Genomic DNA, 13,809 nt, shown 5'->3' on the forward strand with positions numbered 1-13,809 from the left:
CAGCGAAGCAATCCAGTATCCCCCGCCGGGGCAGTCTGGATTGCTTCGTCGCTACGCTCCTCGCAATGACGAAACAAATATCCTGCCGGTCCGCTGCCCAATCCACCGGCGTTCCAAAATCCTTTAAGCTTAAACTAAAGACTAGGATGCCGCCCGCGCCGGTGGCAGACTGGTGCCAGGTCCACAAGGCCTTGAGTCCGTCGAGGAAGTCACGATGCGCGATTGGGATGACGCTTACGCCAATTCGGCCCATATCCCGGGCTCGGACAAGATACCGGCGCTGTGGGCGGAGCGGGCGGCGGCTTACCGGGCCGGGCTGAAGGAGTTTCGCGCCGACATCGCCTATGGCGCCGGCGAACGCCAGCGCCTCGATCTGATCTTGCCCGACGGCGACAGCAAAGGCCTCGTCGTGTTCGTCCACGGCGGCTACTGGATGCGCTTCGACAAATCGACATGGACTGATCTCGCCGAAGGCGCGCGCCATCATGGCTGGGCGGTGGCAATGCCAAGCTACACGCTGACGCCGGCCGCGCGCATCTCCGACATTACGGCGGAAATCACCACAGCCATCGCCAAGGCGGCCTCCCTCGTCGCGGGCCCGATCCGGCTCGCCGGCCATTCCGCGGGCGGGCATCTCGTTACGCGCATGCTGTGCGACGACAGCCGGCTGGAGCCCGCCGTCTACAACCGCGTCGCCGGCACGCTTTCGATCAGCGGCCTGCATGATCTGCGTCCGCTGCTCAAGACCAGGATGAACGACACCCTGTGCATGACGATGGAGGAGGCGACGCTGGAAAGCGCGGCGCTGCATCTGCCGCGCGGGCCTTCGCCCGTGACCGCATGGGTCGGTGGCAACGAGCGGCCCGAATTCATCCGCCAGTCTGATCTGATTGCCAATGTCTGGACTGGATTCGACGTGCCGACGCGTCTTGTTGTCGATCCCGGGCTGAACCATTTCACCGTGATCGACGCCCTCAAGGACCCGTCGTCGCCAATCACCGCGCGCCTGATCGGCCTCGACTGACCAGGCCTTGAAGATCGATCGAAAGGGCCTGCCATGACGTCCAGCCAATACGATCCCGCAAGCGAAGGCGCTGAGACCGATTTCGCCCGGCGTATGTCCTATGGCAGCTATCTGGCGCTGGACGCGATCCTCGGCGCGCAGCATCCGCTGTCGGAAGCGCATGACGAGATGCTGTTCATCATCCAGCATCAGACGACCGAGCTGTGGATGCGGCTCGCCATCCACGAGCTCAGCGCCGCACGCCGTTCGATCGCGAAGGATGAAGTGCAGCCTGCGATGAAGATGCTGGCACGGATGTCGCGCATCTTCGAGCAGCTCAACGGCGCATGGGACGTGCTGCGCACCATGACGCCCAGCGAGTATACGCGCTTCCGCTCGCAGCTTGGCCAGTCCTCGGGCTTCCAGTCGCGGCAATACCGGCTGATCGAATTCCTGCTCGGCAACCGCAACCACGCCATGCTCAAGCCGCACGCGCACGATCTGGAAACCACGCAGCTGCTCGAAGCCGAGCTCGCGACGCCAAGCCTCTATGACGAGGTGCTGCGGCTCGCCGACCGCAACGGGCTCGAGATGCCTGCGGCCGTGCTAGCGCGCGATGTTCGCGAGACTCATAGCTTCAACGAAGGTGTGTTGCAGGCCTGGCGTATCGTCTACGAAGCGCCGGAAACGCACTGGATGCTCTACGAACTGGCCGAGAAGCTGGTCGATTTCGAGGATTATTTCCGGCGCTGGCGCTTCAACCATGTGACGACGGTCGAGCGCGTCATCGGCTTCAAGCGCGGCACTGGCGGCACCGGCGGGGTCAGTTATCTCAAGCGGATGCTGGAGGTCGAGCTGTTTCCCGAGCTCTGGCGCGTGCGCACGATCCTGTAGAGATTTTCATGACCAAGCTTCGCGTTTACGACGACACCAAAGCGCTGTTCCATATGCCCGACGGTGTGATCTATCTCGACGGCAATTCGCTCGGGGCGTTGCCGCTTGGCGTTGCCGAGCGCGTCAGCCGCGTCATCATCGCCGAGTGGGGCGATGAGTTGATCCGCGCGTGGAATACGGCGGGCTGGTATGCCCAGCCGCGCCATGTCGGCGATCGCATCGCGCGACTGATCGGTGCGGAAGCCGGCTCTGTCATGGTCGGAGATACGCTGTCGCTCAAGGTCTATCAGGCGCTCGCCGCCGCGCTGGACATGAACGCATCGCGCAAAATCGTTCTGTCGGACACCGGCAACTTTCCGACCGACCTCTACATGGCTGAAGGCCTGATCGCGACGCTTGGACGTGGCCATCAATTGCGCCTGGTGGCGCCGGAGGAGATCGAGGCTTCGTTGTCGGAGGAGATCGCGGTGCTCTACATCACCGAGGTCGATTACCGCACCGGACGGCGCCACGACATGGCGAAGCTGACGGCAAGAGCGCATGCGCTCGGCATCGTTACGGTCTGGGACCTCGCGCATTCGGCCGGGGCGCTGCCGGTTGACCTTGCAGGCACCGGCGCTGATTTCGCCGCCGGATGCACCTACAAATACATCAACGCCGGCCCCGGCGCGCCGGCCTTCCTCTACGTCGCGCCCCGCCACGCCGACAGCGTCCGGGCCGCTTTGTCGGGGTGGATGGGCCACGCAAAGCCGTTCGCGTTCGAGCTTGCCTATGCGGCCGCCGGCGGCGTCGAGCGCATGCGCGTCGGAACGCCGCCGGTGCTGGCAATGGCGGCATTGGAGGCCTCGCTCGACATCTGGGACCGCGTCGATATCGCGGAGGTCCGGGCCCGCTCGCTGGCGCTCGGCGATCTGCTCATCAGCGAAGTCGAGCGCCGTTGCCCGCAGCTAACGCTGGTCACTCCGCGCGTCCATCAGCATCGCGGCTCGCAAGTCTCCTTCGCCTTCGCAGGCGGCTACGCCGCGATGCAGGCCCTGATCGCCCGTGGCGTCATCGGCGATTTCCGCGCGCCCGACATCATGAGGTTTGGCATCACGCCGCTGTATATCGGCGAGAGCGAAGTGATGAGGGCGGCCGAGATCATCGAAGAGGTGATCGCGGACGAGATTTGGCGGCGGCCGGAGTATCAGGTGGTGAATGCGGTGACGTGAGATACGACGGCTGTCTCCCGTCATTGCGAGCGCGGCGAAGCAATCCAGAAATGTATCAGCGGAAAGATTCTCGAATTGCTTCGCTGCGCTCGCACTGATGACCTCGGACGTCATTGCTTTGTCGCGCAGAGCAATTCACCCTGTGAGCAGAATGATTTGGGAGGAGATCCGATGACGCCGCTCGAAAAACTTAAAGCGATGAAGATGCCGTTTGCCGAACTCAAGGGCGTCGAGTTCGTCGAGGCCGGGAAAGATCGCGTGGTGGCGCGGATGACGGTCAGGCCCGATCTCTGCACTCTTCATCACACCATTCACGGCGGCGCGGTGATGGCGCTGGCCGATTCCGTCGGCGCGGCGGCCACCGTGATCAATCTGCCGGAGGACGCAAAGGGCACGACCACGCTCGAGAGCAAGACCAATTTCATCGGCGGGGCCAAGGAGGGAACCACGGTGGTCGCGACCGCCACCCCAATCCACAGAGGCCGGCGCACCCAGGTTTGGACCACCCGGCTGGAGACCGAGGACGGCAAGCTGGTCGCGGTGGTGACGCAGACCCAACTGGTCCTCGTATGAATACGGGGGCTTGATTTTATTAACGAATTAGTCGCCTCCAATGCCCGAAACTTGGGCAGGTTCCCGTCTTGAAAAGTTTGTTGCGATGCACAATATTGGAGGCCTAGGGATTCGAACGCCTCCTCGAGGGACACCAAGAGGAGTTTTGACTTGTCACTCGCAGCAGATTTTGGACTTGAAGTAACCAGCCGCCCGAAGTCCGTTCAGGGCTACGTGCGCACCTTGAGCCAGCAGGAAGAATTGCCGCTTTTGCGCGATCATCTGCTGAGGCTCGATGCCGAAAGCCGGCACGATCGCTTCAACGGTTTTCTCGACGACAGTTTTATCGAGCGTTACGCAGCCCGCTGTGCCGAGGACGGCACCGTGATCGTCGCCTATATCGTGGATGGCGTGGTCCGCGGGGCGGCCGAGCTGCATCCGCCCGAGGGCGATTCGTTGCCCGAGGTCGCCTTCAGCGTCGAAGCCTCGGCGCGGCGCCAGAACGTCGGCACTGTGCTGTTCAGCCGCCTGATCGCGGAAGCGCGCTGGAAAGGCTACAAGCGCCTGCGCATTACCACCGGCGCCGAGAATCACGCGATGCGCGCGCTCGCCAGGAAGTTTGGGGCGCATCTGCAATTCCGTCACGGCGAATCGACCGGTACGATCGATCTCGCCAAGGCGCCTGAGGACGAGCTCGCTGATCTTGCGGCCTCGCCATTCACAGCCGGCCGCGCTCTGATCAGCTTCAACTCGACCTGCTGGAAGATCATTTCCAGCATCTACGGTAATCGCGCCGCCTGACCTGAAAAAGCCGACTGGAATCAAAAAAGCGGACCGGCAAAACCGGTCCGCTTTTGTATTGGATATAAGGGAACTAAGCGCTCAGGTGCCGGTGCGCTTGTCGTTGCCGAAGCGGCGCACGACACGGCGTTCGACCACCACCGAGCGCTGCGCGCCCTGTTCGCCGGCGATCACGCGCGTCGAGGTGATGCGGCTGTTGGTGCGAACCTGTTTCTTGACCTCGGCCTGGACGACATCGAGCGGCATACCCATCAGGGCTGCGGCGATCTCGGCCTGCTGCTCCTGATCATCGGTGATGCCGACGGCAGCGAAGATCGCCTCGTCCAGGGTCGGCGGATCGTGGCGCACGCGCCGCGTGCCATATTTGGTAGTCCAGTCTGCGTTCATAACGGCCTCGTTTCGATGCCGGGATACCTAGTGCCGTCTATGTTGCATTGCAATATGAAATCGGTGCGGCATCTCAGCTATGCACCGGTTGGGTGTCAGGGTGGTGACGCGACACCGGCAACATCCGCAACCCGCTGCTGTGGCCAGCGTTTCAGCGCCGCGTGGCCCGCTTCCGTCAGCCCGTAGATTCCCCGCTCGGTGCGTTCGAACCAGCCATACACATTGTTAAGCATGATCTTGCCGGCATCGGGACAGCGTTGGCGCAATTCGCTCACCTTCCGCGGGCCTGCTGCAAGCTCCGAGGCGCAGGCCAACGCCTGCTGCCGATAGGCCGTCATGATCGGCGCGCGCGTGCTGCCGCCCAGCACCGGATCGCCTTGGCGGCGCTGATGCTCTGCGACCAAGCGGGAACGGACCTTCGGCTCGCGGCGTGGCGCTGCCGTCGGCGGTTTCACCAGCACCTCGACCTGGCCCCTGTCGGTCACCCCGAGCATGCCGAAGCCGAGGCGGCGACAGAGATTGCGGTAGCGTGCGTCGGTCTCGCGTCCCTTGCCGCGCACTGACATCTTTGCGGCAATCCAGACCTCGTCGCCGGCCGGTGCACGATCAACGGCCTGAAGGATCAGCTCGAGATTGAAGGTCAGCTTGAGCTCGCCAATCACCACCACCGGCGGATCGCCGGCGCTAAGGCCCACGAGATCGCAGCCGCCGATTTCGCCCTTGACCGTGAAGCCGAGCTCTTCGAGGAAGCGTTTTACGGGCAAATAGAGCGTGGTTTCCAAAGGAAGCTTCCGAGTGTCACGTCCGATCGGAGAATCAGTCTCGGCACTTTAGCCCGGAACGGACTTAGGGCTCTGAGCCATTTGACGGGGAACAGACGACCTGGGCGGGGGCATCGCACTCGCCGGCAAGCAGAGCATCCGTTTCAGAGGCAATCTCCCGCTGTTGGTGCCGGATTGACGCCTTTAGCCTATGAGACGATCGTAGTCTGCGTGCGAGCCGATCCAGAACCAAACGCAGGCGCCGTCAGATTCGATAGCCAGGGCGCGGTAACGTAGGCCGACTCTGGCGGACCAAAATCGACCGACCCGTTTGAACTGAAGCGAAGGATGAGTGGGGTCGTTCTTCAGCAGCTTGAAATTGGCATCGGCGAGCCGCCGAACATTGACGGGCAAGGCCTCATAAGCCTTCCAGAATCTCGTGGAAGCGGTGTGCTTCACAAGTCGCGCGTTTGGGCGGCGCGATAATCGCTCAGCGCTTCCTCGGCAAATTGATCGAGCTTACCCGCCTTGATGTCCTGCTCCAGGACATGATCGAAGCGTTGTGCATCGAACTGCTCGAACCAGGCGCGAAACCGCACCAATTCGTCAGGCGTAAGCCGTTCGATCGCTCGTTCGATATCTTCAGTTGTCATTGTTCAAATATAGCAGCCCGATGGGCCCGGGAAAAGATGCTACACCCGCCCGCCGACCGGGATCAGCGCGCCGGTGACGCCGCTGGCGGCATCGCTGGCGAGGAACAGGATGACTTCGGCGAGCTCCTGCGGTGTCACCCATTTGGCAAAGTCGGCCTTCGGCATGTCGGCGCGGTTGGCCTTGGTATCGATGATCGAAGGCAGCACTGCGTTCACGGTCACCTTGCCTTTCCACTCGCTCGCCAGCGCCTCGGTGAGGCGATGGACGCCGGCTTTCGACGCTGCATAGGGGCCCATGCCGGAGCCGGCCTGAAGCGCGCCCATGGCGCCGATATTGACGATGCGGCCGGCCTTGGACGCGGCCAGATGCGGCAGCGCCGCGTGCGAGGCGTTGAGCGCCGTCAGCAAGTTGAGCGCATGCATGCGCTGCCATGTCTTGATGTCGCCGTCGCCGACGGTCTCGAAGGCGAATCCGCCGGCGATGTTGATCAGCCCATCGAGCTTGCCAAAGTGTTTTGCCGCCGCCTCGACCGCCGTCTTTGCTTGTGCTACGTCGGACAGATCGACGCCGCCGATCTCGATGCGCTCAGGCGTCGCGGAGATTTGCGATGGCGCATGGTCGATGCCGGCCACGCGCGCGCCGCGTGCCAGTGCGGTCTCGGCGACGACTTTTCCAAGTGAGCCGAGTGCTCCGGTCACGATCAGAACCTTGCCTTGCATCATCGTTCTCCCGGCGCGGCCGCTCAAGATTTACGGCCGCTTACGATTGCAGATAGCGCGCCTTCAGCGCGGTCCGCTCCGCTGTGCCGAGCTTGAGACCGTCGCGCAAGTAGGTTTCGAGATCGCCATACTCGCTACCGACGGCCTCGAAAGCAGCGGCAAGATACGAGGCCTCGACGGTGCCGATCGCGTCGAGAACGTCGGCAGGAAGATCGGAGACGCTTGACGCGTCGCGCTTGTAGTGCAGGTTGGTCAACAGGTAGTCCTCGGCAATGACGTGGTCGGCTACGCCGAGCGCATGAAGGATCAGCGCGCTGGCAAAGCCGGTGCGGTCCTTGCCGGCGGTGCAGTGAATGACGAGCGGCGCGTGGTCCTCCAGGAGATGCCCGAACAGCTTGCGAAAACTGGCCGTGTTGTGGCGGACATAGTTGCGATAGGATTCGCGCATGAGTTCGAGCGCGACCGGCGCGGTCAGCCTGCCCCTGGCGAGCTCGGCGCGCAGCGCAGCCACGACCGTCGGCTCGATCGGCAACGAATGCACGGCGATCTCGTTGACCACGCAGACACCCGCCGCGCGCTCCTCGACGCCGCGAAAATCGAAGGCGCTGCGCACGCCGAGCGCGCGGACGATCTCGACATCGGCGGCAGTGAGCTGGCCGAGATGGTTGGAGCGGAAGATGTGCCGCCAGCGCGTGGTCCGGCCATCTGCGGTCGGATAGCCGCCGAGGTCGCGAAAATTACTGGCGCCCTGCAGGGCGAGATGGCGGGCAGGGGAGTCTTTCATGGAGGTGTCTTGTCAGGCATCTGAAACGGTCGGTGACGGCTGTGGGACCATATGATCCTGTAATCAAGTCCGGAATCAAAAAGGGCCGAAACTTCGTTGTTTCGACCCTTTTTCAATCTGACGCCGGACGCTTGAGAGAGCGCGGCGGTACTGAACCGAACGCAGGCATCAGCGATCCCATTTCGGCTTGGCTTCATCGACTGCTTCCTGATGGTACCAGCTGCCGCTGCAAATCGTCTCGTTCACGGGGAGCGAGGCGTGGTTGGCGGGAAGGCGGGTCTCACCGTTGCGGCGCCCCCCGAGAGCCGAGCGGCCCCCGACAGGGAATTGGTAGATCTGTGCAGATCCGTGACTCAGTCCATTGTTCATCATTGCGGTATCTCCCGAGATCGCAGCGCTGGGCCTCCATGGTGCGCCCGACTCGTTGGCTTGTGGTTACTGGAATCCCCATATCGGCCGTGCATTCCGAAATGCAAAGTGCTGAAAAGGAAATCAGCCTTGGCCTATTTTGTAGGCAGACTGCATTCTGCTTCCTCTAAGGCAGCGGTCGGGTGGCTAACGCGTGGGCCGTTGCGAAGGTTGCGGGCGGCGGGCGCAGACTTGGCGAATATTGCCGGACGTTGATGCGCGTTTAGTCGGCAACCTCAGGCCCGGGCCTGCCTGCTCCAGAATCGGGCGTTTTCCGCGGGGTTTTTGCGGTGCAGCTTCACGCAAAGGTGCGCCGCTATGACGCACGGCTCACTCGCCGATCCGCCGGGATGGAGAGGAGGCCGGCCGCGGTGGAAAACCTCCCGCGCTGCGGCCTTTTGGCACGTTAAATGCTTGGAAGGGGTCGGCCGATGTTGGCCGGGTAAACAATCGTGCGGGGGCCTGCGGCCCCCACCTTTCGCATCATCTACAGAGAGGCTCAATGACCAAGTATAAGCTCGAGTACATCTGGCTCGACGGATATACGCCGACTCCGAACTTGCGCGGCAAAACTCAGATCAAGGAATTCGCGTCGTTCCCGACGCTCGAGCAGCTTCCGCTCTGGGGCTTCGATGGCTCCTCCACCCAGCAGGCCGAAGGCCACAGCTCCGATTGCGTGCTGAAGCCGGTCGCGGTGTTCCCGGATGGCGCCCGCACCAACGGCGTGCTCGTGATGTGCGAAGTCATGATGCCCGACGGCAAGACCCCGCATTCGACCAACAAGCGCGCCACCATCCTCGACGATTCCGGTGCCTGGTTCGGCTTCGAGCAGGAATACTTCTTCTACAAGGACGGCCGTCCGCTCGGCTTCCCGGCCTCGGGCTATCCGGCCCCGCAGGGTCCGTACTACACCGGCGTCGGCTTCTCGAACGTCGGCGACGTCGCCCGCAAGATCGTCGAAGAGCATCTCGACCTCTGCCTGGCAGCCGGCATCAACCATGAAGGCATCAACGCGGAAGTCGCGAAGGGCCAGTGGGAATTCCAGATCTTCGGCAAAGGCTCCAAGAAGGCCGCTGACGAAATGTGGATGGCCCGGTACCTGATGCTGCGTCTGACCGAGAAGTACGGCATCGACATCGAGTTCCACTGCAAGCCGCTGGGCGACACCGACTGGAACGGCTCCGGCATGCACGCCAACTTCTCGACCGAGTACATGCGTACGGTCGGCGGCAAGGAGTACTTCGAGGCACTGATGGCCGCCTTCGACAAGAACCTGATGGACCACATCGCCGTCTACGGCCCGGACAACGACAAGCGTCTAACCGGCAAGCACGAGACCGCGCCCTGGAACAAGTTCAGCTACGGCATTGCCGATCGCGGTGCTTCGATCCGCGTGCCGCACTCCTTCGTCAACAACGGTTACAAGGGCTATCTGGAAGACCGTCGTCCGAATTCGCAGGGCGACCCATACCAGATCGCTTCGCAGATCCTGAAGACGATCGCCTCCGTGCCGGCCGACAAGAAGGCCGCCGCCTAAGATCCTCCCGGCCCGGGCTGGGGGGCTGGCCCGGGTTGGACTTCGATCCGCCGAAGCCGAAAGGCTTCGGCGGATTTTTCATTCTGATGACAGCCGGTGCGGAGACCCCTCGGACCTCATGGCGCGAAACTTGTCCATCGCCGCCGAAAGCGGGATAGAGTGCGTCTGGATGCGCGCAGGGCCAGGGACGGCTGGTGTTTGAAGGCTTCTACAAGGTGAGATTTCAGCTCGGCGACGCCGTTGGCCGGAGCGTGATGCATGCCGGCAACGGCAAGATGCTCGGCGGCAATTCGGCCTTCGCCCATATCGGCACCTACGCCAAGACCGAAGCCGGGGTCGACATCGTGATCAACACCGTCCGCCACAACCCCGATCCGAACTATCGCGCCATGGCCGGCACTGACGATGCGACCCTGCTTGCCAAGGGCTGGGCCGACGGCGATCTCTATCGCTGCAAGGGCGAGCTCAAGGAGCTGCCCGGCGTACCCTTTCAGTCGTTAATGACACCCATCACCGAAGACGAGATGCCGATCGCCGGCGGCGTCGGCGAGGCCGGCATCGCCGACGGGCTCTACTCGGTGCATCTGCGCATGCTCGACGGCGTCGACGGCGGTCTCACCGGCGTGATGCTGCTCAACAAGGGCCGCATCCTCGGCGGCGATGCATCGTTCTATTATCTCGGCAGCTACACCGCCGCCAACGGGCGCTGGAAGGGCCAGATCCTCAACCAGGAGCACACGCCGGCTAAGGACGATCCGATCTTCGGCGGCCACGAGGTCGGCATCGGCTTCTCCGGCAGTTATGACGCCGAGCAGGCGGTGCTGGAGGCAACGGCGCTTGCCGGCAAGCGCAGCCTGCGCCTGACCGCCGCGCTCAAGCTGATGCATCGCGCCTGATCGCCACGGGAATCGCTGATGGAAAAAATTCGCGTGCTTTCGACGCTCGGCCTGATGGGCGCGATGCGCAGCCTGTCCTCCGCATACGAGACCGCGACCGGCGTCCACATCGATGCCGATTTCGCGCCGACTCTGGCGCTGCTCAAACGACTGCGCGACGGCGAGGCCGCCGATCTCGTGATCCTTACCCGCGAGGGGCTCGACGAGATGATCGGCGAGGGCCGCGTCGTCGCCGAGAGCGCGGCCGATCTCGCGCGTTCCTTCGTCGGCATCGCGGTGCGGGCAGGGCAAGCACATCCCGACATCGCCACGGAAACCGCACTGCGCAACACGCTGCTCGCGGCGCGGTCCCTGGCCTATTCGCGGCTGGGTGCGAGCGGGGTCTATTTCGCCCGGTTGATCGCGCAGATGGGGATCGCGGCAGAGATCAAAACCAAGACCACCATCGTCGAGCAGGGCTTTACCGCAGAGCGGCTCGTGAGCGGCGAGGCTGATCTCGCCGTGCAGCAGATCAGCGAGCTGAAGCAGGTCGAGGGCATCGAGGTGGTCGGCCCGATTCCGCACGATCTGCAAACGCCGGCCGTGTTCGCCGCCGGCCGGATGGCAAACGCCGAGCACGCCGACGCCGCGGATCGGCTGCTGCGCTATCTGGCGTCGCCCGAGGTCGTCCCCGTGCTGCGCCAATCGGGACTCGAGCCTTGAATTTGCCGGGACGACGACGCAACCTGGCGTCCATGCGGACTTTCCTCGTTGCCATCCTTCTCACGCTTGCGGCGCCGTTATCTGCGCATGCGCAATCGGCCGATCTCGTCCTGTGCGACCGCGTCGCCGCCGATCCCAGTGATCCCGACAAGCCAGCCGATATGAGGGGCGTGACGGAGATTGCGGCCGCCGACGTTGCGACCGCCATCAAGTTCTGCAAGCAGGCTGCGCCCTCGTCGCGGCGCGCGATGTTCGCGCTCGGCCGCGCCTATGCGGCCAACCGGCAGACGGCGGACGCGATGGCTGCCTGGCGCAAGGCCGCCGACAAGGGATCGAGTGCGGCGATGGTCGAGCTCGGTGTGGCCTACGGCACCGGCTCCGGCGTCGCCAGGGATGAAGCGCAGGCGCGCAAATTGTTCGAGAAGGCGGCGCAGGCCGGCAATCCCCGCGGCATCAGCAATCTCGCCGCGCTCGGCGGCACCGGCGGTGCCACGCCGGCCGATCCCGCACAGGCGCGCGCATTGCTTGGCAAGGCCGCCGAGACCAACGCTGAAGCGCAGTACCAGCTCGGCATGATGCTCTCCGAAGGCACGGGCGGGGCGAAGGACGACGCCGCGGCACGCGCGCTGTTCGAGAAGGCGGCGGCGCAAAACCATCCCGGCGCGCTGGAGCGGATGGGGGCCTTCGCGCAGGAGGGCCGCGGCGGTCCAAAGGACAAGGACGCCGCGAAATCCTATTACGAGCGCGCCGCGGCGCTCGGCGACGAGGATGCCAAGCAGGCGTTGGAGCGGCTGCGCTGTCCCTATGCGATCAAGGACAAGCAGGGCAAGCTCGTCACCACGCTGTGCTTCTAAAAGCGCGGTGAACGCGCTTTAGAGTTATTTGCGAGCATGATCTTTCCGGAAAACCGCTGCGCACCTTTCCGGATCATGTTTCGTCCGCCGCCGATGGCCGTGACTGCTCCATGCCCGCTTTGTCGCGTGCTTGTGTCGACGGGTTCGAATGCGTCAGGAACCAGCCTGGACACGGTCCGTTGAATCCTTGACAGCAGGAGGCGCAACCATGATCCGCAAGCTCGCATCCGGCGAATATCGGCTGTATTCGCGCAAAGTGAATCCCAAGACCGGCAAGCGCCGCAACCTCGGCACGTTCAGGAGCCGCGCGGCGGCCGAGAAGCATGAGCGCGAGGTGCAGTATTTCAAGCGTCACTAGCGCCTGAGGAAGGCCGTTCACCACCGGCCAAACAAAAAAGGCGAAAAACAACCCCATGCACAGTAGCCAAGTGGTTGAAATCACAGGCCTGCAAATGGTGTGAAATCGCCATCTGCGGAAACGCCGAAATCGATTGCGCCGTCGGGCAAAACAGGCGCATGATGGCATCATGGCAGGTGTGGCTCCGCGAATGGCCCTGCGCGAAAAAGCCCAATGGCCTTGGTGCGACGGCGGTGCTAGGTAGCGCGTGCTTTCCTTCTGATATTTCCGGGTCAATTGCGTTGCTGGACGGGCTCTACAAGGTTGAATACGGCGTCAACGATGCCTTCGGCCGCAGCATCATGTGCATGCATGACGGCAAGCTGCTGGGCGGCAATTCGGCCTTCGCGCATCTCGGGAGCTATGTCGAGCGCGACGGCGAGATCATCGCCGAAGTCATCACCGAACGGCATAACGACGATCCCAACTACAAGCCGCTGATGGGGGCTGATGTCGCCGTGATCGGCGCGCGCGGCCGGCTCGTCGGCAACCAGATCCGTCTTGCGGGCAGCGCGGATACGATGCCGGGCGCCGGTTTCTGGGCCAATCTCACGCGGCTCGATGACGAGGGATTGCCGCCGCAGGGGACGATCGGTCCGGGCGGGGTCGTGAACGGGCTCTATGCGATCCATCTGCGCGCGCTCGACGGCGTCGACGCCGGGCTCTCCGGCGTCATGCTGCTGATCGACGGCCGCATCCTGGGCGGCGATGCGTTCTTCTACTATCTCGGCTCCTATTCCTCGGCCGACGGCCGCTGGAAGGGCGAGATGCTCAACCAGGAGCATACGCCGGCGAAAGGCGAGAACCCCGTGTTCGGCGGCTACGAGGTCGGCATCGGCTTCTCCGGAACCTGCACGGCGGACAGCGGTGAGCTCGAAGGCATCGCGCTGGCCGGCAAGCGCAGCCTGCGGCTGGCGGCCTCGCTTAAACTGATGCGGCGAGCGTAGGGCGGTTACTTAGAGATCTGGGATGTCCGCTCGAGGGTAAAGCAGGCCTGACGTCCAACTCGCGGCGATGTCGGCTGTTGACCCGGATGTATGGTCCGGCCGCGCATTGCAAGAGGTTTCGTCAACCTGGCAGATGCGGTCTTGCATCAATGTATCCGGCCTCTGATTGGAGCGTGTTGTGCTCCGGGCCATCATGGATATCAGCGCGCATTCGAGCTAATTAGCGGACAGGCCTCGAACGGGCCATTCGGGTCACCAGTGTTCGCATGCGCCGGGAAGACCGATCCTCCATCGTTGTCTCA

General features: G+C 63.4%; 18 protein-coding genes. 11 read left to right on the forward strand and 7 right to left on the reverse strand.

Annotation, left to right across the window (positions count from 1 at the left end):
* The first annotated feature begins 214 nt into the window (after positions 1-214).
* The 5 genes from FXB41_RS24895 to FXB41_RS24915 all read left to right on the forward strand — a co-directional run bounded on the left by FXB41_RS24895 (position 215) and on the right by FXB41_RS24915 (position 4,461).
* Positions 215-1,024 carry a hormone-sensitive lipase gene (locus FXB41_RS24895; RefSeq protein WP_219683538.1) on the forward strand — a complete coding sequence of 270 codons (810 nt, stop codon included), beginning with the start codon at positions 215-217 and terminating at the stop codon, positions 1,022-1,024.
* Positions 1,025-1,057: 33 nt separating this feature from the next.
* Positions 1,058-1,897 (forward strand): tryptophan 2,3-dioxygenase, encoded by an 840-nt coding sequence (gene kynA, locus FXB41_RS24900; RefSeq protein ID WP_219683539.1) that lies wholly within the window; start codon positions 1,058-1,060, stop codon positions 1,895-1,897.
* Positions 1,898-1,905: 8 nt separating this feature from the next.
* Positions 1,906-3,108: a kynureninase gene (kynU, locus tag FXB41_RS24905; protein ID WP_219683540.1), complete on the forward strand. Its 1,203-nt coding sequence runs from the start codon at positions 1,906-1,908 to the stop codon at positions 3,106-3,108.
* A gap of 171 nt (positions 3,109-3,279) precedes the next feature.
* Entirely contained in the window at positions 3,280-3,681 is a 402-nt protein-coding gene (locus FXB41_RS24910) for a PaaI family thioesterase (protein WP_007591846.1), read from the forward strand.
* A gap of 150 nt (positions 3,682-3,831) precedes the next feature.
* Positions 3,832-4,461, forward strand: a complete 630-nt coding sequence (locus tag FXB41_RS24915) for a GNAT family N-acetyltransferase (RefSeq protein WP_007591845.1) — start codon at positions 3,832-3,834, stop codon at positions 4,459-4,461.
* An 81-nt stretch (positions 4,462-4,542) separates the two neighbouring features.
* On the opposite strand, the gene FXB41_RS24920 is transcribed toward FXB41_RS24915, so the two are convergent.
* The 7 genes from FXB41_RS24920 to FXB41_RS24945 all read right to left on the reverse strand — a co-directional run bounded on the left by FXB41_RS24920 (position 4,543) and on the right by FXB41_RS24945 (position 8,138).
* Positions 4,543-4,848, reverse strand: a complete 306-nt coding sequence (locus tag FXB41_RS24920) for a hypothetical protein (RefSeq protein WP_219683541.1) — start codon at positions 4,846-4,848, stop codon at positions 4,543-4,545.
* 95 nt (positions 4,849-4,943) lie between these two features.
* Positions 4,944-5,630: a DUF2161 domain-containing phosphodiesterase gene (locus FXB41_RS24925; RefSeq protein WP_219683542.1), complete on the reverse strand. Its 687-nt coding sequence runs from the start codon at positions 5,628-5,630 to the stop codon at positions 4,944-4,946.
* Positions 5,631-5,813: 183 nt separating this feature from the next.
* Entirely contained in the window at positions 5,814-6,068 is a 255-nt protein-coding gene (locus FXB41_RS42025) for a ParE family toxin-like protein (RefSeq protein ID WP_007591841.1), read from the reverse strand.
* Entirely contained in the window at positions 6,065-6,262 is a 198-nt protein-coding gene (locus FXB41_RS24930) for a hypothetical protein (RefSeq protein WP_007591840.1), read from the reverse strand. The genes FXB41_RS42025 and FXB41_RS24930 overlap by 4 nt, the downstream gene beginning before the upstream one ends.
* 39 nt (positions 6,263-6,301) lie before the next feature.
* On the reverse strand, positions 6,302-6,982 hold the full coding sequence (locus FXB41_RS24935) for an SDR family oxidoreductase (protein ID WP_219683543.1): 681 nt from the start codon (positions 6,980-6,982) through the stop codon (positions 6,302-6,304).
* Positions 6,983-7,022: 40 nt separating this feature from the next.
* Positions 7,023-7,766, reverse strand: coding sequence for a tyrosine-protein phosphatase (locus FXB41_RS24940; protein ID WP_219683544.1), 744 nt, complete (start codon positions 7,764-7,766; stop codon positions 7,023-7,025).
* A 168-nt stretch (positions 7,767-7,934) separates the two neighbouring features.
* The gene (locus FXB41_RS24945) at positions 7,935-8,138 is read right to left on the reverse strand and encodes a DUF2735 domain-containing protein (protein ID WP_007591835.1); all 204 of its coding nucleotides are present in this window, start codon (positions 8,136-8,138) and stop codon (positions 7,935-7,937) included.
* Between the two features lie 538 nt (positions 8,139-8,676).
* Here FXB41_RS24945 and FXB41_RS24950 point away from each other — a divergent pair.
* From FXB41_RS24950 to FXB41_RS24975, 6 genes are all read left to right on the forward strand, one after another.
* The gene (locus FXB41_RS24950) at positions 8,677-9,711 is read left to right on the forward strand and encodes a glutamine synthetase beta-grasp domain-containing protein (RefSeq protein WP_007591833.1); all 1,035 of its coding nucleotides are present in this window, start codon (positions 8,677-8,679) and stop codon (positions 9,709-9,711) included.
* A gap of 194 nt (positions 9,712-9,905) precedes the next feature.
* On the forward strand, positions 9,906-10,607 hold the full coding sequence (locus FXB41_RS24955) for a GrlR family regulatory protein (RefSeq protein WP_007591832.1): 702 nt from the start codon (positions 9,906-9,908) through the stop codon (positions 10,605-10,607).
* 18 nt (positions 10,608-10,625) lie between these two features.
* Positions 10,626-11,309, forward strand: a complete 684-nt coding sequence (locus FXB41_RS24960) for a substrate-binding domain-containing protein (RefSeq protein ID WP_219683545.1) — start codon at positions 10,626-10,628, stop codon at positions 11,307-11,309.
* Positions 11,310-11,341: 32 nt separating this feature from the next.
* The gene (locus tag FXB41_RS24965) at positions 11,342-12,163 is read left to right on the forward strand and encodes a tetratricopeptide repeat protein (RefSeq protein ID WP_007591830.1); all 822 of its coding nucleotides are present in this window, start codon (positions 11,342-11,344) and stop codon (positions 12,161-12,163) included.
* Between the two features lie 208 nt (positions 12,164-12,371).
* Positions 12,372-12,521, forward strand: a complete 150-nt coding sequence (locus tag FXB41_RS24970) for a hypothetical protein (RefSeq protein ID WP_007591825.1) — start codon at positions 12,372-12,374, stop codon at positions 12,519-12,521.
* 281 nt (positions 12,522-12,802) lie between these two features.
* On the forward strand, positions 12,803-13,507 hold the full coding sequence (locus FXB41_RS24975; protein WP_219683546.1) for a hypothetical protein: 705 nt from the start codon (positions 12,803-12,805) through the stop codon (positions 13,505-13,507).
* Positions 13,508-13,809: the final 302 nt, after the last annotated feature.

It is taken from the genome of Bradyrhizobium canariense (genome assembly GCF_019402665.1).
Lineage (GTDB): Bacteria > Pseudomonadota > Alphaproteobacteria > Rhizobiales > Xanthobacteraceae > Bradyrhizobium > Bradyrhizobium canariense.